Raw genomic sequence first — 18,224 nt, 5'->3', positions numbered from 1 at the left:
CGCGCGTCCCTACTCGCGGCCGGTCAACCCCCAGGCGTCCTCATCGGGGTCGTCGTCGACGGGGATCTCGGTGCCGATCGGGTCGGTGGCATACCGGTCGGGCGAGGCCGACGAGGTGAGGTCCACCTCTTCGGTCGACTGCTCGGTCGGTGCGGGAGGCGGCGGCTCCTCCCCCTTCATCAGGGACAGGATCCCGGCGAGGTCATCGGGGCCAACGAGGACCTCGCGGGCCTTGGACCCTTCGGACGGGCCGACGATCCCCCGGGATTCGAGCAGGTCCATCAACCGGCCCGCCTTGGCGAAGCCGACGCGCAGTTTGCGCTGGAGCATCGACGTCGAGCCGAACTGGGTGGTGACGACCAACTCGGCGGCCTGGAGCAGCACGTCGAGGTCATCACCGATGTCATCGTCGATCTGCTTCTTGGGCGCCTCGGCGACCACGTCCTCGCGGTAGGTCGGCTTGAGCTGCCCGGTGACATGCCCGACCACTTCGTGGATCTCGGACTCGGTGACCCACGCGCCCTGGACGCGCATCGGCTTGCTCGTGCCCATGGGGAGGAAGAGGGCGTCACCTTGGCCGAGGAGCTTCTCGGCGCCGGGCTGGTCGAGGACGACGCGGCTGTCAGCAAGCGATGAGGTGGCAAAGGCCATGCGGGAGGGGACGTTGGCCTTGATCAGACCGGTCACGACATCGACCGACGGGCGCTGGGTCGCGAGGACCAGGTGGATCCCCGCCGCCCGTGCGAGCTGGGTGATCCGCACGATCGAGTCTTCGACATCTCGCGGCGCGACCATCATCAGGTCGGCCAACTCGTCGACGATCACGAGCAGGTACGGGTAGGGGGCGATGACGCGCTCGGACCCTTCGGGCGCCTTGACCTTGCCCGCGCGCACCGCCTTGTTGAAGTCGTCGATGTGCTTGTAACCGTGGTTGGCCAGGTCGTCGTAGCGCATGTCCATCTCGCGCACGACCCACTGGAGCGCCTCGGCGGCCTTCTTGGCGTTGGTGATGATCGGGGTGATGAGATGCGGGATGCCCTCGTAGGCGGTCAGTTCGACGCGCTTGGGGTCGACCAGCACCATGCGGACCTCGTCGGGCGTGGCCCGCATGAGGATCGAGGTGATCATCGAGTTGACGAAGGAGCTCTTACCCGACCCGGTGGCGCCGGCGACGAGGATGTGGGGCATCTTCGCGAGGTTGGCGATGACATATCCCCCTTCGACGTCCTTGCCGACGCCCATCACCATCGGGTGCTCGTTGTGCCGCGCGACATCGCTGCGCAGGACATCGCCGAGGCAGACCATCTCCTTGTCGGCGTTCGGGATTTCGATCCCGATCGCGGACTTGCCGGGGATGGGGCTGAGGATCCGGACATCGGCCGAAGCGACGGCGTAGGCGATGTTCTTCGACAGGGCGGTGACGCGCTCGACCTTGACGCCGGGGCCGAGTTCGACGACATAGCGGGTGACCGTCGGGCCGCGGTGGAAGCCGGTGACCTGCGCATCGATCCCGAACTCGTCCAGGACATTGGTCAGGGCAGCGACGACGCGGTCATTGGCCTGGGAGCGCGCCTTGTGGGGGGCGCCGTGCTTCAGGGCCGCCGAGTCGGGCAGTGCGTAGGTGACATCGCCGGCCAGGGCGAGTTGCTCGACCCGCTGGGGCAGTTGCTGCGTGGGCGGCGGCTGAAGGGGGGCATCGCTGGCTGGGGTCGCGGCCGCGGCGCCCGGGGCGAGGACGCCCGGGGCGGTGGGGCGCTTCTCGCCGGGGCGCGGGCCGGGCTGCGCTGGTTCGGCGCTCGACGCGGTCGGGTCCGAGGTGCTGTCGAGGATCTCGTCGAGATCGCCGCCAGCCCGCTTGCGTCCCTTGCGCGGGCGGGCCGGACGCTGACCCCCTTCGACGATGGCGGCCTGCTCGTAGGGGGTGTCGCCGTCGCGCTCACCGGACACACCGTCGTCGTAGTCGCGGCGGCGCCGACGGGCTCCGCGCAGGGCGGCGGCCGCGGGGTCATCACTCGCGTCGTCGGGCTCCTGGCCGGTGATGGCCGCGCGCAGATAGGCCAGGCGCTCGGGCAGCTGGTGGACCATGGTGCCCGCCAGCAGCAGGAGCGCGAAGATCGTGAGCAGGATCAACAGGATCAGCGTCGGCGTCGTGGTGAGCGCGGTCGCGAGCGGATCCGAGGCGAGGAAGCCGATGATGCCCCCGGCGTCGCGCATCCCGTCGGCGCCGGCCGGGGGCTGCGGGATCCCGGCGGCCAGGTGAGTGAGGCCGCAGGCGGCGAAGATCAGCAGGGCGGTGCCGAGGCCGTATTTGGTGTTGGCGGCTTCCTCCGACGGCGCGCGCATCAGGCGGATGCCAGCGAAGAGGAGGATCAGCGGCAGCGCGTAGGCCACCCGCCCGAAGGTCCCGGCCGCCACGGCGTGGATCACATCGCCCGCGGCACCCGAGAGGCCCCACCACTCGCGGGCCGCGACGACAACAGCGATCGCGACGAGGAAGAAGCCCCACCCGTCGCGGCGGTGGTCCGGCTCGGGCGGCGAGTCCTGCTGCCCGGCGCGGCGAACGGTCGATCCTGCGGCACCGGCGATCCCCAGCCACGTGCTGCGCAGGGCGCGAAGAGGGAGCGGCAGCCCTCCGCCCTTCGCCTCGGCCTTCTTAGGCGCGCTGCTGGTGGACGGCTTGCGACCCGAGGGCCTGGTTTGGCTGGAACTGCGACCCGTCCCCCGCCCGCTCGAGGCGCGGCTGGTACCAGCGCGAGAGCGCGACGACGTGGAGGGACGAGTAGCCATGCTGGCAGATTAGGCCAAAGTCACCTCAGACACACGTGTCACACGCGCATCACCGGCAACTAGCCTCGCCGCCCCTTCGGCCGCGACGTCGCCTTCCGTGGAGGACTCTCCCCCTTCCGGCGTGGAATTCCCTCCAACGGAGCACCCCCGGGCCCATGGCCTGCACGGGACAGCGGTCAACCGCTCATCAAGCGGATCCTGAGCCGCTTCATAATGTCCGCTCGGGCATCGGCGGACAACTCATGACGGGGACGGGTGTCTTGCCATGGGGCATTGTGGGGAAGGGGCTCGATCTCGGGTCTGCGAGGGATCACGTGGGCGTGCACATGGGGCTCCTGGTTCCCAAGGATGGCCACGTTGACCCGGGCGACACCCTCCTCCGATCGCAGCGCACGCGAGACCACCTGGATGTCGCGCATGAAGCGCGACAATTCGCCCTCGGTCAGCTCTTCAAGATGATCTCTGTGCTCCTTCAGCGAGACGATCGCTCGGCCCGGGAAGCGTCCGTCGTCATAGAGACCGACGACCGAGACACCCAGACTGACAATGGGGCTCCATAGGGTAAACCCACAGGTAAGACATGGAGCCGTGGTGACCTCGTCGGCCCTCGTCTCAACTAGCACTGACATGAAGACGCATCCGGAGGTGGTCGGCCGCCGACAGTGCCAAAGAAAGATCCCAGCGTGGTGCTTCCATCATGCGGTGGACAGCACCACTCGACACGTTGAGGCCGTCAGCCAACTCGTCGATGGACTCAGGATTTTCATCGAGACGCTTGATAACCGCGCTGCGGATCGAGTCCCCTAACTGTCTCGTCGCATCGTTCATACTGTCCATCACCTCTCTTGCGATCGAACATTTGTATCGCATGTGTCTGACAACGCTCTAGAAGACGAGCAACGCACGCGTCCTCCCCTGCAACTCGCCGAAGAAGAAGAGGGACTCGAGGTGCGATTGGAGGTCTTGCGCTTGACGCCTCGCCTGCTCGAACTCTTCGACGGCGGCGCCGTCGGAGCGCCCTCGCCGCACCGCGTCGCGCCACTCAGCGTTCCCGCTGGCCTTGAGGAAGTAGTCCACAACAGCGATGACACCCTCGATTGCTTCCCTTCCCTTGTCGTCGAACCTGCTGTAACCCTGCACCAGTCGCTCCAGTGGCGTCATCGCGAACTGCGCACGAAGGTCATCGGCGGTCGCTTTGTGCCAGCCATCGAGGCCGCAGGTCACGAGCGACATGAGGGTCCCGGCGAAGACCACCTTGCGGCTGATCACAAGCTTGAGATACCGCAGGCCTGAGACTTGCTCGCCATCGCGGGCCTTCGCCTGGTAGTCGACGCTTAGCGTCCTCCAGTATCGAACTACGTCGTTGAGCAGGAAGCGCGGCGCCTTGTCGGGGTCCGACGCAGGCTTGGGTCCAACGTGGAGGTACCTCTCCAGTGCAGCACTCACCACTTCGGCATGCACCTCGGAGTCCATCAGGCTCGTCGACTCCTCAAGCAGGAGCATTCTGCGCGTCAGGGAGTGGTTCGTATCCGCCTGCAGCCCGATCTGATCGATCATCTCGAAGGCACCAACCGCGGTCCCGAACAACCCGGAGGCCCCGGGCTGGCGCACGTCGTGGCCTGCACCTGTCCCCCAGTCACGGCGTATCGCGTCCGCTCGCTTTAACAGATCGATCGTGGCGCGGGGATCTCGAGGCAATTCTCGTGCGAGAACGAGGTAATCGAAGTCACTCTCTGCAGTCATCTCTCCCCGCGCCAGTGACCCGAAAGCCACAACGTCGAGCCCACCTCCTCGGTGGGACCGGAGCGCCTCGCGGGCTGATTCAAGGCGTTGCGCTGAGGTCGCGCGGGACTGGGCAACTGAGGGGAAGCGACCCGACGCGATGAGGCGCTCAAGCTCCGTCTCATCGCCCATAGATCAACGGTACGGGGCCCAGGGCCCCGGCGGAGCCTTTCCACACTCCCCTCTGGCGTGGAATTCCCTCCAGCGGAGCACCCCCGGGTCCGCTGTCGGATCGGGCAGCCTCCGGGTGACGGTGGGAACGCCCGGATTCCCGGGCGCTCCCACTGTCACCCAGTCACCGTGGATCTCATCCGGTGAGATAGTCCGGGCCCGGCGTCGACAAGGGCCCGGTGGGGTGGGCTATGTTTCCGCCCAAGGTCATGAGTGCCAGCATCAAGCCCCGGCTTGCTGGTCGGCAACCCTCCTTCCGCGGTGGGGTGCTCCGGGTGACGACCTGGCCGGCGGGCGCAGTGCTCGCGCGGCAAGCGCGGGCTCGTGAGTGACACCTCGGGTCCCAGATCGGACCAGGAGTAGCGCCATGTCAGTGGCTCACGACACCACCGCCCTTCGCTCGACGGCCGCGCCCAGCCAGGACACTGCGTCGGCTGAAGCCCGCCCCTCGGCGCACTCTGGCGCGCCCCAGGCTCACCTCCAGGTCGCCGCCCCGTCGCTGGTGCCATCGACTCTCGCTGCGGGCCTGACCTGCCGTGCCCTCGATGGCCGAGTCGTCGAACACGCCAATCTCGACCACGCGGCATCGGCACCCGTCCTCGCCGCGGTGAAGCAGGCCGTCGACATCGCGTCCCAGACCTATGCGTCCGTGCACCGCGGCAAGGGCTACGCGTCGCAGATCTCCAGCGGCTCCTACGAGGCGGCCCGCGAAGAGGTCGCCCGCTACGTCGGCGCGCGCGAGGACGACATCGTGATCTTCACGCGCAACACGACCGATTCGATGAACCTGCTGGCCCGCGCGCTTCCGACGGGCACGGTCGTCTTCGTCTATGACTCCGAGCACCACGCGACGCTCCTGCCCTGGCCGCAGGCTCAGACCGCCCGCCTGCCGGTCCCCTACACCGTGCGCGACGCCGAGGTGAGCCTCGAGGACGCGCTCTCCACCATCCCGGCCGAGCACCGGCTGGTCGTCCTAACCGCGGCTTCGAATGTCACCGGCGAACTCTGGCCGCTCGAGCGCCTCACCCGGATCGCCCGGGACCATGGTGCGCGGGTCGTCATCGACGCCGCGCAGTTGGCTCCGCACCGCCCCGTCGACCTCGAGTCGCTGGGCGCCGACTGGGTCGCCTTCTCAGGACACAAGCTCTATGCCCCCTTCGGCGCCGGAGTGCTCGCGGGCCGTCGCGACTGGCTGGACCGCGCGGAGCCCTATCTCGCGGGTGGTGGTGCGACGCAGGAGGTTTCGCCACTGCGGACGAGTTGGCATCGAGGTGCGGCGCGGCACGAAGGGGGAAGCCCCAACGTCCTCGGCGCGGTCGCCCTCGCTGCCGCGTGCGCGACCTTCCGCCGCCATGGTGAGGCGATCGAGGCCCACGAGAGCGCCCTCTTCGCTCGCTTGCGCGAGGGGCTCGCGGGGATTGACGGCGTGCGCACGTACAGCATCTTCGGTGAGGACCACGAGCGAGTGCCCGTGATCACCTTCACGATCGAGGGCCTCGAAGCGGACCTCGTCGCCACGGCCCTGTCCCTCGAGCACGGCATCGGCGTGCGCGATGGCCGCTTCTGCGCGCACCTGCTCGTCGACGAATTGCTGCGGCGGGAAGGGAGCGACGCTCCGGCTGCGGTCCGCGTGAGCCTTGGCCTCGGCAACCGCCTGGAGCACGTCGAGCGACTTATCGCGGCCGTTCGTTCTCTGGCAGCCAACGGCCCGTCGCGCCGCTACACCCGCGACGCCGAGGGCGCCTGGCGCGCCGACGGCCACGAAGTCGTCGCTGCCCCGTCCCCCTGGTAAATGCGGGTAACGCACCGTGGGTCCCAGAAACTCTCCGCGCGCTGCCCTTCGCTCTGGAGACTTCCACCCAGACAACCTACAGCCCGACACTGGATGATGGACGAGATTGTTACTGGGGAGTCGGGGTCGGGTCCGATTGTGTTACCGTGAAGCGTTGGCGGAATAGTAGCGAGCCTACTCTGATGCGCCCCCGTAAGTTGTCTACACTCAAGGACAGAATGGACATGTCTAGAGGACAAGCGCACGTCGCTGCGGCTTCACGTCCCATCTCCCGACGCTCTGTCGCTAAGGGCACCGCATGGTCGTTGCCGATACTCGCCTTCGGTGCAGCGGCACCCACCTTCGCCGCCTCTCTTCGAAAAGACCCTGGCATCAACGGTTGGGTTCGAAACACTCCTCGATGGCAGGGCGGGTGCGGTTACACCTTGGAGGTCGACTCGACCATAAACGGGGTAGGTCCCGATGGCGCTCCTTATGGCCTCTATGTCTATGACATCACCGACGACTCCGTCATCGCAGATCCGAAGATTACCTACTGGATCATCGGCAACCAGACCGCTGCCTGGACCAACCGAAGCGGACACTCCTCGTGCTGGGAGTACGAGGGTCGAGGGGCTTCGGCGAGGAAGGCCGACGGATACATCTACACGCCGTACACTTGGACCTACAACTGCGCGCTGGACCCCGAAGATCGGCAGACTGATGCTTTGGGTGTCGAGCGGCTCTATCTCGGCGGCTTCCACGTCCAAGCCTCCTTTACCCAGGGTTTTAACTGGTGTCGCAACGTGACCTACTGGACGCAGCGGTTCATCACGATTGACCCCGACGGCCCAAACAGTCCGCAACCAGCCGAGGAGCTCACGTTCGAACGACGCAACGGCACTCTCGGCCCATTCCGGAGCGGGGCCCGCGCCCAGCGGATGGATGTGGAAAAGACACCCTCCACCCGTTCCGCAGAGTCCGCGGCACCGAAACTGACGAGCGAACCGTCCTGATTCGCAGATCTCGATGACGCGCCCACCGGTGCGATTAACACCGGTGGGCGCTTTTATCTCTGCTCCACACTCGCTAATCGAACCCTACGCCTCGATGACGACCGGGATGATCATCGGGCGGCGGCGGATCTTGCCGCCCACCCAGCCGCCAATCGCCCGGCGGATGACCTGCTGGAGCGCGTACACATCGGTCGCCCCCTTCGAGGCCGCCTCGTCGAGCGCAGCAACGATCTTCGGCCGCACCTGGTTGAAGATCTCGGCGTCCTCGGCGAAACCGCGCGCAGTGATCTCCGGGCCGGCGACAACCTTGCCGGTCGTGGAGTCGACCACCACGACAACCGAGACGAAACCCTCGTCGCGCAGGATTCGCCGGTCCTTCAGCATCTCCTCGTCGGCCTCGCCGACCGAGGACCCGTCGACATAGACGTATCCGGCAGGGACGGCGCCGACGATCCGAGCCCTTCCGTCGATCAGATCGACGACGACGCCGTCTTCGGCGAGCGGGATGTGATCAGGGTGGACACCGGTCGCGACCGCGAGGTCCCGGTTCGCGACAAGATGACGCCACTCCCCGTGCACCGGCAACACATTGCGCGGCCGCACGATGTTGTAGACGTACAACAACTCACCAGCGGCTGCGTGACCCGACACGTGGACCCGCTCGCTGCCACCGCTGTGGACGACGTGTGCGCCGAGGCGCATCAGACCGTTGATCACCCGCCAGACCGACCCCTCATTCCCGGGGATCGGCGAGGACAGCAACATGATCGTGTCGTCCACGCCGACGTCGATGCGGTGGTCCCGGTTCGCCATCCGGGCCAGCGCCGCCATCGGCTCGCCCTGGCTCCCGGTGCAGATCAGCACCACCTTGTCGTCGGGCAGATCGCTCAGCTTCTTGACGTCCACGAGCACGCCGTCGGGCACGTGCAGGTGACCGAGTTCAGCGGCAATCTTCATATTGCGGACCATCGACCGGCCGACGAAGGCGACCTTGCGGCCCGCCTTCTGCGCAGCGTCGAGCACCTGCTGCACCCGGTGCATGTGCGAGGAGAAGCACGCGACGATGATCCGCCGCTCGGCGTGCCGGAAGACCTTGTCGATCGCCGAGGAAATGTCGCGCTCCGGCGGCACGAACCCAGGCACGGTCGCGTTGGTCGAGTCCGTAAGGAAGAGGTCGACCCCTTCCTCCCCCGCTTTGGCGAAGGCGCGCAGGTCAGTGATCCGGCCGTCGAGCGGGAGCTGATCCATCTTGAAGTCGCCGGTGTGCAACAGGGTCCCGGCCTCGGTCCGCACGAAGACCGCGAGCGCATCGGGGATCGAGTGGTTGACCGCGATGAACTCGCAGTCGAAGGTCCCGAATTCCTCCCGCCCCCCTTCGCGCACCCCGAGGGTGAAGGGGGTGATCTTGTGCTCCTTGAGCTTCGCCTCGACGAGCGCCAAGGTCAGTTGCGAACCGACCAGCGGGATATCCGGCTTGTGCGCGAGCAGATAGGGCACCGCCCCGATGTGGTCCTCGTGCCCGTGGGTCAAGATGATGGCCTGGACGTCATCGAGACGATCCAGCACCGACTCGAAGTCCGGCAGGATCAGGTCGACGCCCGGCTGATGATCGTCGGGGAAGAGGACCCCGCAGTCGATGATGAGCAGTTGCCCGTCGTGCTCGATGACCGTCATATTGCGGCCGATTTCGCCGAGGCCACCGAGCGGGGTGACGCGCAGCGCCCCCTTCTCAAGCGGCGGCGGCGTGGCGAGGTCCGGGTGGGGGTGGCTCACAGCAGACCCGCTTCACGTAGTCCGGCGCGCAGGATGTCGAGGTGCTCCGGCGGACCCTCCACATAGGGCAGCCGCACGCTCGCGTGCTCGATGACCCCCAACTCGACGAGCGCCGCCTTGGCCATGATGGCGCCCTGAGAGGTGGTCATCAACGCATCGACGGCGGGGATCAGTCGGCGGTGAATCTCCCGCGCGGTCGCGACGTCGCCCGCGTCCATCGCCGCAACCATCTCGGCGTACTGGCGGCCCGCGACGTGACCCACGACCGAGACGACGCCGGTCGCCCCTTCGGCAAGCAGCGAGAGGTTTTGCTCGTCGGCGCCTGAGAACCACAGCAGGTCGGTCGCGGCCATCACGTGACTGGAGGCCCATGGCTGCCCCTTGGCGTCCTTGACCGCCGTGATCGTCGGCTCTGCGGCCAGCTCGATCAGCGTCTCCGTGGTGAAGGGGGTCCCCGTGCGCCCCGGGATGTCGTAGAGCATGACCGGCAGGTCGGTCGTGCCCGCGACGGTGCGGCAGTGCTCGATCAGTCCGGCCTGAGTGGGCTTGTTGTAGTACGGCGAGATCAGCAGGAGGGCGTCGGCGCCGGCGTCCTGAGCGCGGCGGGCCATGTCGACGCTGTGAGCGGTGGCGTTAGAGCCGACGCCCGCGGTGACGGCGGCGCGCCCAGCGGCGGTCTGCGCGACGAGCGAGACCATTTCGATGGACTCCTCGGCGGTCAGGGTCGGCGACTCCCCCGTCGTGCCGTTGACGACGATCCCGTCGTGCCCGAGATCGAGGAGGTGCTCGACGACGGCCTTCGCCCCCTTCGCATCGATCGAACCGTCGGGACGCATGGGGGTGACCATGGCAGTAATGACCCGGCCGAAGGGGGTGTGCAGGCTCGCCTCAGACATGGGATGAGGTTACCTGCCCGCAACCGCGCCCGTGGTCTCGTGCCGGGGCAATCGCCACCGGACGCACTAATAACCGCGTCCGGTGTCGATAGGCGCGTCACCGGCGCTGGCGGGCCGGGTTGTCCGGACCAGTTGCTAGCGTCGCCCGTATGCGTCAATACCTTGATCTGCTCGAGCACGTCCGCGACCACGGGGTCGAAAAATCCGACCGCACCGGCACGGGGACGCGCTCGATCTTCGGGTACCAGATGCGCTTCGATCTCGCGGACGGTTTCCCCGTCCTGACGACCAAAAAACTCCACCTGCGCTCGATCATCGGTGAACTGTTGTGGTTCCTGCGCGGCGACACCAACATCGGCTGGCTGCACGAGCGCGGCATCACGATCTGGGACGAATGGGCCGACGCTGACGGCGATCTCGGGCCGGTCTACGGACACCAGTGGCGCTCCTGGCCCACCCCGAGCGGTGAGCGGGTCGACCAGATCGCTCGCGTCATCGAATCGATCAAGACCAACCCCGACAGCCGCCGCCACATCGTCTCGGCGTGGAATGTCGCCGAGGTCGACGACATGGCGCTGCCGCCGTGTCACACGATGTTCCAGTTCTGGGTCGGCCCTGGGCGCGAAGGGGGTCCGCCGCGCCTGTCGTGCCAGCTGTACCAGCGCAGCGCCGACGTCTTCCTCGGCGTCCCCTTCAATATCGCGTCCTATGCGCTGCTCACGATGATGGTCGCCCAGCAGACCGGCCTCGAGCCCGGCGAATTCGTCCACACCTTCGGCGATGCCCACCTCTACCTCAACCACCTCGAGCAGGCCGACCTTCAACTCAGCCGCACGCCCGGCCCCCTTCCGACGATGCGCATCGCCGCGCGAGAGAGCATCGATCAGTACGAGTTGGAGGACTTCGAACTGGTGGGGTACGACGCAGCTCCGTCGATCAAGGCACCGATCGCGGTATGACCACCGACCGCCCCGTCGAGGACGCCCTGCGTGGGCGGGTCCCCCTCACCGCCGCGTCCTACGCCGTGATTACCCGCGGCGACGGAATCGATGGCGAGGTCCTGTTGCAGTTGCGCTCGGCCACCGACTTCATGGACGGCTGGTGGGCGTGCGGCGCCGCCGGCCACATCGAGGACGCCGCAGCCGCTTCGGTCGCCCTCGCGACCGAAGTGCGTGAGGAACTCGACGTCGAGGTCGTGACCGCGCGCCCGCTGACGGCGCTGCAGCGAGGCTGCCTGATCTCACCGCTCGAGCAGCGCGCCGACTACTTCTTCCACGTCACCGAACTCTCCGGTGAGCCCCGCCTGGCCGAGCCCGACAAGGCCGCTGAGCTGCGCTGGTGGCCGCTGCGCTCCCTTCCCGATCGGGTCGTCCCGCACGAGCGAGTCGTCATCGAGGCGCTGGTGCGCGAGCTCGAAGGGGGTGAGGTGGTCCCCTCGATCATCGAGGTCGGGTTCGACCAGCACCTCACGCTCGTCGCGGCGATGGGGACGAACCGCGCGATCGGCGTCGACGGCGGTATGCCCTGGCATCTGCCAGAAGACCTGCGCCACTTCAAAGAGGTGACGATGGGTGGCGTCATGGTGATGGGTCGGCGCACCTGGGATTCGATCGGCCGGGCCCTACCTGGGCGCACCACCATCGTCGTGACCAGTGACCGCTCCTGGTCGGCGCCGGGGGCGGAGGTGGCCCACTCCCTTCCCGAAGCCCTGTCCATCGGTGGAGATCGGGAGGTCTTCATCGTCGGGGGCGGCGAAATCTACGCCCAGACCATCGGGGTCGCTTCCGCTCTCGAGATCACCCATATCGACGCCTCCCCCGAGGCGGAGGTCTTCTTCCCCGAGATCGACCCGGGCACCTGGCGCGAGGCGGCCCGGGAACCGCGCGACGGGTTCGCCTTCGTCCGGTACGAAAGGATCCCCCTTCACCCCTTGCCCAGTGAAGGCTAATCCTTCATAGTGAATGGAATGAAGGCTGTGGCTTCACTTCTTGGCGATGTAGTGGGCTCCCGCGAGGCGCCCGACCGAGCCGCGCTCCACCGCGGCCTGGTCGAAGCGATGGAGCAGTCCAACGCGGACCGCAGCCCCATCGATCCGCTCCACCTGACCGTCGGGGACGAATTCCAGGCCGCCTACACCACGGTCGGTGAGGCGATCGGAGCAGCTGCAGATCTCCAGCACCGGCTCCGACCGGACATCGATGTGCGGATCGGCATCGGCTGGGGAGGGATCACCCGGCTCGACGCGACCATCCAAGACGGGCCCGCCTGGTGGTCTGCGCGACGAGCCATCGAAGAGGCGAAGACCCTCGCTCACGAGCGACCGACCGCCCATGTGCGGGTGCGATATCAGCGCGAAGACCCCAGTGGCCCGCCAGAGTCGGCGATCAACGCGGCCCTCGACGCTCGCGACTGCCTGATCGCGAGGATCCGCCCCCGGGCTGCTCGGATCCTGCACGGTCTCGCCAGGGGTCATTCGCGCAGTGAGATCGCCGAACGCGAAGGGGTGAGCGCCTCGGCGATCTCCCAACAGATCACGACCAACGACCTGGAGACGATCCTGCGCCTTGACGCCGCCCTGGAGGAGGTCACGTGACGATCCTTGCTGCTGCGCTCGTCGCGATTGGGGTCGCTGACCTCATCCCACGCCGTCGCTACGCCCTGACGGCTGCCCTCGCCGCGCTGCTGGTGGTAACCGCGCTCGTCACCCCTCACTCGGTCGCTAGCTGGGTGGTCCTTGCAGTGGAGGTCGCCGGCGTGACGGCGTGGATCCTCCTGCGGACCGTCCCGCGGGGCCGCGAATGGCTCCCCCTCACCGTGCTCGGCGCCACCATCGCCACCCCGGTGCTTTGTGCTCCGTGGATCTCGGTCAGCAGGTCCGCACTCCTGGATGACCTTTTGAGCGGTGGCCAGGGCCCCTGGCGGTGGTTCGAGGCTGATCGGGCAATCCTCGTCGGTAGCCTCTTCCTCACCATGCTCGCGACCGGCAACACGATCGTGCGCCTCGTCCTCGCTGCAGTCGGGGCCACTCCCCCGGAGCGCAGCCATCGGCCTGATCCGAGCAAGACACTCAAGGGTGGACGCATCCTCGGCCCGCTCGAGCGGGTCTTCATCCTCGGACTCGGCCTCGCCGGACAGTTCACCGCTGCCGGACTGGTAATCGCCGCCAAAGGACTGATCCGCTGGCCAGAACTGACGGCTCAAGCCGACCCGCACCACGTCCCACCCGGCCCGGCTGCACACGGCGAGCCAGATCCGTGCCCGCCCGAGGCCGCAGCGGCGGGGCCTTCGATCGGTCCAGACGAAGAGGCAAGCGTCGCCCCCTTCGCCCAGGCCGTGGCGGAGGAGGCCGCGCCCGCGGAGCCGCCGGTGCGGCGCGCGAGCATCGAAGACATCACCGAGTACTTCCTCGTCGGCAGTTTTGTGTCCTGGCTCGTCGCTCTCACGGCCTTGGTCATCGCCCACCCGTAGAGTCGCGCGACCTCGCCGCGGAGGGGACGAAGCGCTGGGGCCGGTTCAGGGAAGGGGGATCACCGCGACGGCGGGCTCGACGAGGCTGCCGAGCCAGACCTGGCCGTCGTGTTCACGCACGCCCGTCGCCATGTGCCAGTCGCTCGCGTCGGCGGTGAGGTCGTGCACGAGCGTCCCGTCGCTGGTGTGCGCCAGCGCTCGGACGGTGCGCTTCGGCGAGGGCTTGAGCGCATCGGGCAGGTGCAGGGCGAGCGAGCGGAGCCTCGACGGACCGGCCTGAAGCCGCGTCAGCACGGGATCCGGCGGAGAGGCGATCGCGCTCCAGATCAGCCCGTCACTGCCGCGCGCGATGTTGTCCGGGTACCCGGGCAAGTCGTCGGCGAGGAGCTCGCTCGCGGTCGGCTGCGTCGGCTGGCCCTGGCGACCACGGCGAGTACCAGGGAGCGGCTCACCCCCTTCGAGCCTGACCCGGCGGATCCGACGCAGCGCCGTCTCGGCGACGTAGACCTCGCGCTCGTCCGCGGACAAGGCGACCCCGTTAGCGAAGGCGAGCCCGTCGAGGATCGTCGTGACCTCACCGTCGGGACTGCGACGGAAGAGGCGGCCCGAAAGGGTGTGCGAGACGAGATCGTTCTTCCACTCCGCGACTCCCCAGTGGCGGGAAGAGTCCGAGAAGTAGATTGTCCCGCCGTTCGCCACCGCCGCGTTGTTGGTGAACTTCAGCGGGACGCCATCGACCTCGGTGACGAGCTCCTCGATCTCTCCTGAACCCGTCTCGAGCGCGAGCAGTCCGCGCTCGGCGTCACAGATCAGGAGGCGGCCATCCGGAAGCCACTCCAGGCCCAGCGGGCGTCCACCGGTGAGCGCCACCCGTTCGCTGTGCCGTCCGTCCGGGGTGACCGCGACGATCGCCCCGTCCAGACAGCCAGTCCAGACTCGACCATCGGGACCGATCAGGACGTCTTCTGCTCCGGGACCCGGAACCGGGAGGACTCGCAGGCTTGTCGTCATGCCCTGCAAGGTATGACCCCACCCCCTCCGAGCGGAACCCCCTTCTCAAAGGATGTATAGCGCCGTCACCGGCGACTACGGGATACATCGACCTAGCGGGCGTTGACCCCCAATACATCCACTCGGGCGAGCGTCAGGTGGGCTCAGCTGCGGCGGTGAAGACCTCTGTGTGCAGGTTCGCGGGCTCGACACCGTCGCTCCGGAGCCACCCCTCCACCGCGGTGACCAGCCCGGCGGGCCCGCAGACCCACCAGTGATCCGCTGCGCTGGCTATCGGCCCCTGCCCACCACCAGCGATCGCTCCCGTCATCCCGTCGACCCCAATCAACTCCGCCAGGCGCTCTCTCGTCAGCCGCCCGGCCACGGATTCACCCGCTGGCGCCGCCCGCGTCCAGATCGGCCGCACGGTGAGATCCCTCGGGCAGCGAGACTCCAGATCGAGCAGGTCAGCGAGGCCGATCGCGCAGAGCGGGTCCCGGTGCGACAGGATCACGGTGATCCGGTGGCGGGCATCCCGCTCCAGCAGGTCGGTCACCACCGACATCACCGGCGTCACCCCCGAACCCCCAGCGATCGCCACGTGTCGCTCCCCAACGCCCGAGTGGTCAGCGAGGACGAAATCTCCCATCGGCGGCAACACCTCGATCACATCACCGACTCGCACCTCGTGGACGAGCCAGGGCGACATCCGGCCGCCAGGGACTTCAGAGGCGGCGATCTGCAGCGTCTGGGTCGCAAGCGCCTGCGCGGGAGAGAGATAGATCGAGTACGACTGGCGCACCTCTTCCCCCTTCACCACCGCACGCAGCGTGACGTACTGCCCGGCCCGGAACCGCAAACAGGTCGAGCGCAAACTGTCCGGGACCTCGAAGGTGAGGACCACGGACCCGGGGACCGGGTGGCGCACGCCCGACACCGTCAGGGCGTGGTAGCGAGGCGGTGGGGCCGAAGGGGGTACGAGCAGGCTCATCGCGACCAAGGCTGCCACCTATGCTGAACCGGTGCCTACCGACCCCACGACCTCGCCGATCACGACCGAGCTGAACGAGCGCGTCGCCACCATCACGATCAACCGGACGCATCGCCGCAACGCCCTCGACCTCACGAGCCTCAATCTGCTCCACGATGCGGTGGTTGCTGCGCACGAAGGGGGTGCGCGCGCGATCATCCTCACCGGAGCGGGCGGGCATTTTTGCGCCGGGGCCGACCTGACCGAACTCGAGGACGTCTCCTTCACTGAGCGCCTCGCTGTCGTCTTGGACCACCTCGCGACCCTCCCGATCACCACGATCGCCGCGATCTCTGGGTCGTGCATGGGACTTGGGATGCAACTCGCCGTCGCGTGCGATCTGCGTGTCGTCGCCGACGACGCCCGCTTCGCCGTGCCGGTCGCCAAGTTGGGCCTCATGGTCGACGCGTGGACGGTAGACCGGGTCATCCGCTTCTTCGGCGAAGGGGCAGCGCGCCTGATGGTGCTGACCGCTGAGGTGTTGGACGCCGAGGACGCGTGGCGGCTCGGTTTCGCCCAGCGTCGCGGTGGGCTCGATGTTGCGCAGTCGCTCGCTGCGCAGGCCGTCCCGCTCGCGCCGCTCAGCCAGTCCGGGTCGAAGATCGGCTTCGACATCCCGGCCGGTGGCGATCACGGTCCGTACGTCGAGGCCTTCCATCGCGCCTGGGCCAGCGAGGACCTCGCCGAAGGGCAACGCGCTTTCGGCGAGCGGCGCCAACCGGTTTTCCAGGGCCGATGAGCGGGCCAGCCACCCCCGGGCAGGGGCACGACCACGGCCAGGGCCACCGGCACGAAGCGGGACTTGACTCGGATCGTGGGCCGAGCGCCGATGCCAGCGTCGGGAAGGCCGGCCTGAACGACCTGCCCGCGCTCGGCATCGTCCAGGCCGCCGTCTGGCAGGAGGCGTACGACGGCATCGTGCCGCCAGAGGTGCACGCGGCCTTCCAGCCGGCGGCGTTCGCTGCGGGGTGGCGCGAGTCCGTCAGCAATCCGCCACCCGGGGTCTACGAACTCCTGGTCGCCCGCGCTGGCGGACAGGTCGTCGGCTTCGCCGCGATCGCCCCAAGCCAAGACCCCGACGCGGGCCAGACGACCGGAGAGATCATCGCCCTCGGGGTCCATCCCCACGGTCGGCGCCAGGGACACGGCTCTCGCCTGGTCAATGCGTGCGTCGATCGCCTTCGTGAGGCGGGCGCCGAGCATGTCGCCGCCTGGGTCCTCGTCCCGCATGAACAGACCCGCGCCTTCCTCGCTGCCGCTGGCTTGACCCCCGACGGGGCGTACCGGGACCGCGTCGTCTCCCCAGATGGCGCCACCGCCCGCGAAGCCCGGCTCGTTGCCCACATCGGCGCGGCTCCTGACACTCCGGCGCCTCAGTCACCCGGCGCACCCCCTTCCGCCGGCCCCTCCCCTCGGTCCGACTCACCCCCTTCGCCCGAGTGACCCTGACTGCCGCGCAACGCGACGCCCGTCGGCAAGGGCTGTCCGTCGGGGTTGCGACTGGGGCGTACGGCGTGAGTTTTGGGGCGCTGTCGGTCGCGGCGGGGTTCGATATCGCGCAGACGATGGCCCTGTCGCTGCTGCTGTTTAGTGGCGGGAGTCAGTTCGCGATCATCGGGATCGTCGGGGCTGGGGGTGGCGCGGGCTCGGCGATCGCGGCGTCGACGCTGCTCGGTGTGCGTAACGGCCTGTATTCGCTCGAGACCTCGCGGATCCTGCGTCCGCGAGGCTGGCGGCGCCTGGCCGCGGCTCATCTCACGATCGACGAGTCGACGGCCGTGGCGCTCGGTCAGGAGGAACCCGCGGCGCAGCGGACGGGCTTCTGGGTGACCGGTCTCGCCGTCTTCGCGCTGTGGAATCTCATGACGCTCGCGGGCGCGGCGCTCGGCAGCGTGATCGGCGATCCCCGTACTTACGGCCTCGATGCCGCTGCGGCGGCGGCCTTTTGTGCGTTGCTCTGGCCGCGTTTGCGGACGATGGACGCGCGGCTCGCGATGGTGATCGCCGCGCTGATCGCCGCCGGATTGAGCGGTGTCCTGCCCCCGGGGCTACCGGTGCTCGCCGCGACCGCGGCGGCCGTGCTGATTGGTTCGCTTCGCCCCCACCGAGATGGACCCAGCCCGCACGACGCGTCCCCCGGGACCGACATCGCGCACGGACGACAGGTCGGTGGGCCCGACGCCCGCGGACTCCCCCACCTCGACGGGGAGGATCCGACGCCATGACGCTGTGGATCACCGTGCTGGCCTCGTGCGCCCTGGCCTACGCGCTGAAACTCGCGGGCTATCTCGTCCCGCCATCGCTCGTCGACGGACCGCGCCGGTCGTCGATCATCAGCCTTCTGCCCGTGGCCCTGCTGACGGCGCTGGTTGTGGTCCAGACCTTCGGTGGAAGCGGGGGCGTCCTGGTGGTCGATGCCCGCGTCGCCGGGGTCGCGATGGCGCTCGTCCTGCTGGCGCTCGGGCGGGGCTTTATCACGGTGGTGGTCGCGGCGGCCGTCGTCACCGCTGGCCTGCGCGCCCTTGGCTGGGGATAGCGCC

Annotated in this window: 18 protein-coding genes and 1 riboswitch; of the genes, 10 read left to right on the top strand and 8 right to left on the bottom strand. The window is 68.2% G+C overall.

The window, feature by feature from the left end; translation table 11 throughout:
* Positions 1 to 9: 9 nt before the first annotated feature.
* The 4 genes from AB8K43_RS10815 to AB8K43_RS10800 all read right to left on the bottom strand — a co-directional run bounded on the left by AB8K43_RS10815 (position 10) and on the right by AB8K43_RS10800 (position 4,701).
* On the bottom strand, positions 10 to 2,787 hold the full coding sequence (locus tag AB8K43_RS10815; RefSeq protein WP_370894208.1) for a DNA translocase FtsK 4TM domain-containing protein: 2,778 nt from the start codon (positions 2,785 to 2,787) through the stop codon (positions 10 to 12).
* A gap of 176 nt (positions 2,788 to 2,963) precedes the next feature.
* Positions 2,964 to 3,416, bottom strand: coding sequence for an HIT family protein (locus AB8K43_RS10810; RefSeq protein WP_370894207.1), 453 nt, complete (start codon positions 3,414 to 3,416; stop codon positions 2,964 to 2,966).
* Positions 3,400 to 3,615, bottom strand: a complete 216-nt coding sequence (locus AB8K43_RS10805) for a hypothetical protein (protein ID WP_370894206.1) — start codon at positions 3,613 to 3,615, stop codon at positions 3,400 to 3,402. Before AB8K43_RS10805 ends, AB8K43_RS10810 begins: the two co-directional genes overlap by 17 nt.
* Before the next feature lie 57 nt (positions 3,616 to 3,672).
* Positions 3,673 to 4,701: a nucleotidyltransferase domain-containing protein gene (locus tag AB8K43_RS10800; protein ID WP_370894204.1), complete on the bottom strand. Its 1,029-nt coding sequence runs from the start codon at positions 4,699 to 4,701 to the stop codon at positions 3,673 to 3,675.
* A gap of 244 nt (positions 4,702 to 4,945) precedes the next feature.
* A riboswitch (SAM riboswitch) is annotated at positions 4,946 to 5,063 on the top strand.
* Positions 5,064 to 5,107: 44 nt separating this feature from the next.
* Here AB8K43_RS10800 and AB8K43_RS10795 point away from each other — a divergent pair.
* Positions 5,108 to 6,532, top strand: coding sequence for an aminotransferase class V-fold PLP-dependent enzyme (locus AB8K43_RS10795; protein WP_370894202.1), 1,425 nt, complete (start codon positions 5,108 to 5,110; stop codon positions 6,530 to 6,532).
* Between the two features lie 305 nt (positions 6,533 to 6,837).
* Positions 6,838 to 7,527 (top strand): hypothetical protein, encoded by a 690-nt coding sequence (locus AB8K43_RS10790; protein WP_370894201.1) that lies wholly within the window; start codon positions 6,838 to 6,840, stop codon positions 7,525 to 7,527.
* Positions 7,528 to 7,611: 84 nt separating this feature from the next.
* Here the strand turns inward: AB8K43_RS10790 and AB8K43_RS10785 are convergent, their stop codons facing one another.
* A complete protein-coding gene (locus AB8K43_RS10785) occupies positions 7,612 to 9,300 on the bottom strand; it encodes a ribonuclease J (protein ID WP_370894199.1) in 1,689 nt (562 codons plus the stop codon).
* On the bottom strand, positions 9,297 to 10,196 hold the full coding sequence (dapA, locus tag AB8K43_RS10780) for a 4-hydroxy-tetrahydrodipicolinate synthase (protein WP_370894197.1): 900 nt from the start codon (positions 10,194 to 10,196) through the stop codon (positions 9,297 to 9,299). Before dapA ends, AB8K43_RS10785 begins: the two co-directional genes overlap by 4 nt.
* A gap of 149 nt (positions 10,197 to 10,345) precedes the next feature.
* Between dapA and AB8K43_RS10775 the strand changes: the two genes are divergently transcribed.
* The 4 genes from AB8K43_RS10775 to AB8K43_RS10760 are packed head-to-tail and all read left to right on the top strand — an operon-like array spanning position 10,346 to position 13,664.
* A complete protein-coding gene (locus AB8K43_RS10775) occupies positions 10,346 to 11,155 on the top strand; it encodes a thymidylate synthase (RefSeq protein ID WP_370894195.1) in 810 nt (269 codons plus the stop codon).
* Positions 11,152 to 12,144 (top strand): dihydrofolate reductase, encoded by a 993-nt coding sequence (locus AB8K43_RS10770; protein WP_370894193.1) that lies wholly within the window; start codon positions 11,152 to 11,154, stop codon positions 12,142 to 12,144. Before AB8K43_RS10775 ends, AB8K43_RS10770 begins: the two co-directional genes overlap by 4 nt.
* An 18-nt stretch (positions 12,145 to 12,162) precedes the next feature.
* Positions 12,163 to 12,789: a SatD family protein gene (locus tag AB8K43_RS10765; RefSeq protein WP_370894191.1), complete on the top strand. Its 627-nt coding sequence runs from the start codon at positions 12,163 to 12,165 to the stop codon at positions 12,787 to 12,789.
* Positions 12,786 to 13,664, top strand: coding sequence for a hypothetical protein (locus AB8K43_RS10760; RefSeq protein WP_370894189.1), 879 nt, complete (start codon positions 12,786 to 12,788; stop codon positions 13,662 to 13,664). Before AB8K43_RS10765 ends, AB8K43_RS10760 begins: the two co-directional genes overlap by 4 nt.
* A gap of 45 nt (positions 13,665 to 13,709) precedes the next feature.
* Here the strand turns inward: AB8K43_RS10760 and AB8K43_RS10755 are convergent, their stop codons facing one another.
* Both AB8K43_RS10755 and AB8K43_RS10750 read right to left on the bottom strand, forming a co-directional pair.
* The gene (locus AB8K43_RS10755) at positions 13,710 to 14,675 is read right to left on the bottom strand and encodes an SMP-30/gluconolactonase/LRE family protein (protein ID WP_370894188.1); all 966 of its coding nucleotides are present in this window, start codon (positions 14,673 to 14,675) and stop codon (positions 13,710 to 13,712) included.
* 133 nt (positions 14,676 to 14,808) lie between these two features.
* Positions 14,809 to 15,645, bottom strand: coding sequence for an FAD-binding oxidoreductase (locus AB8K43_RS10750; RefSeq protein WP_370894186.1), 837 nt, complete (start codon positions 15,643 to 15,645; stop codon positions 14,809 to 14,811).
* A gap of 31 nt (positions 15,646 to 15,676) precedes the next feature.
* Between AB8K43_RS10750 and AB8K43_RS10745 the strand changes: the two genes are divergently transcribed.
* From AB8K43_RS10745 to AB8K43_RS10730, 4 genes are read left to right on the top strand one after another with little or no spacing between them, the layout of a single operon-like run.
* The gene (locus tag AB8K43_RS10745; protein WP_370894185.1) at positions 15,677 to 16,423 is read left to right on the top strand and encodes an enoyl-CoA hydratase-related protein; all 747 of its coding nucleotides are present in this window, start codon (positions 15,677 to 15,679) and stop codon (positions 16,421 to 16,423) included.
* Positions 16,420 to 17,127 carry an N-acetyltransferase family protein gene (locus AB8K43_RS10740; protein ID WP_370894183.1) on the top strand — a complete coding sequence of 236 codons (708 nt, stop codon included), beginning with the start codon at positions 16,420 to 16,422 and terminating at the stop codon, positions 17,125 to 17,127. The genes AB8K43_RS10745 and AB8K43_RS10740 overlap by 4 nt, the downstream gene beginning before the upstream one ends.
* On the top strand, positions 17,124 to 17,909 hold the full coding sequence (locus AB8K43_RS10735) for an AzlC family ABC transporter permease (RefSeq protein WP_370894181.1): 786 nt from the start codon (positions 17,124 to 17,126) through the stop codon (positions 17,907 to 17,909). The genes AB8K43_RS10740 and AB8K43_RS10735 overlap by 4 nt, the downstream gene beginning before the upstream one ends.
* Positions 17,906 to 18,220 (top strand): AzlD domain-containing protein, encoded by a 315-nt coding sequence (locus AB8K43_RS10730; protein ID WP_370894179.1) that lies wholly within the window; start codon positions 17,906 to 17,908, stop codon positions 18,218 to 18,220. The genes AB8K43_RS10735 and AB8K43_RS10730 overlap by 4 nt, the downstream gene beginning before the upstream one ends.
* Positions 18,221 to 18,224: the final 4 nt, after the last annotated feature.

Origin of the sequence: Janibacter sp. GXQ6167, assembly GCF_041365945.1 — a bacterium.
Classification (GTDB): domain Bacteria; phylum Actinomycetota; class Actinomycetes; order Actinomycetales; family Dermatophilaceae; genus JBGFSK01.
Note: the sequence above shows the minus strand (reverse complement) of the source record. Positions and strands in the feature narration are given on the sequence as shown.

Coding starts and splice junctions, on each gene's coding strand:
- AB8K43_RS10815 (WP_370894208.1), bottom strand. CDS start 2,787: ATGGCTACTCGTCCCTCCACGTCGTCGCGCTCTCGCGCTGGTACCAGC.
- AB8K43_RS10810 (WP_370894207.1), bottom strand. CDS start 3,416: ATGTCAGTGCTAGTTGAGACGAGGGCCGACGAGGTCACCACGGCTCCA.
- AB8K43_RS10805 (WP_370894206.1), bottom strand. CDS start 3,615: ATGAACGATGCGACGAGACAGTTAGGGGACTCGATCCGCAGCGCGGTT.
- AB8K43_RS10800 (WP_370894204.1), bottom strand. CDS start 4,701: ATGGGCGATGAGACGGAGCTTGAGCGCCTCATCGCGTCGGGTCGCTTC.
- AB8K43_RS10795 (WP_370894202.1), top strand. CDS start 5,108: ATGTCAGTGGCTCACGACACCACCGCCCTTCGCTCGACGGCCGCGCCC.
- dapA (WP_370894197.1), bottom strand. CDS start 10,196: ATGTCTGAGGCGAGCCTGCACACCCCCTTCGGCCGGGTCATTACTGCC.
- AB8K43_RS10775 (WP_370894195.1), top strand. CDS start 10,346: ATGCGTCAATACCTTGATCTGCTCGAGCACGTCCGCGACCACGGGGTC.
- AB8K43_RS10770 (WP_370894193.1), top strand. CDS start 11,152: ATGACCACCGACCGCCCCGTCGAGGACGCCCTGCGTGGGCGGGTCCCC.
- AB8K43_RS10765 (WP_370894191.1), top strand. CDS start 12,163: ATGAAGGCTGTGGCTTCACTTCTTGGCGATGTAGTGGGCTCCCGCGAG.
- AB8K43_RS10755 (WP_370894188.1), bottom strand. CDS start 14,675: ATGACGACAAGCCTGCGAGTCCTCCCGGTTCCGGGTCCCGGAGCAGAA.
- AB8K43_RS10750 (WP_370894186.1), bottom strand. CDS start 15,645: ATGAGCCTGCTCGTACCCCCTTCGGCCCCACCGCCTCGCTACCACGCC.
- AB8K43_RS10740 (WP_370894183.1), top strand. CDS start 16,420: ATGAGCGGGCCAGCCACCCCCGGGCAGGGGCACGACCACGGCCAGGGC.
- AB8K43_RS10730 (WP_370894179.1), top strand. CDS start 17,906: ATGACGCTGTGGATCACCGTGCTGGCCTCGTGCGCCCTGGCCTACGCG.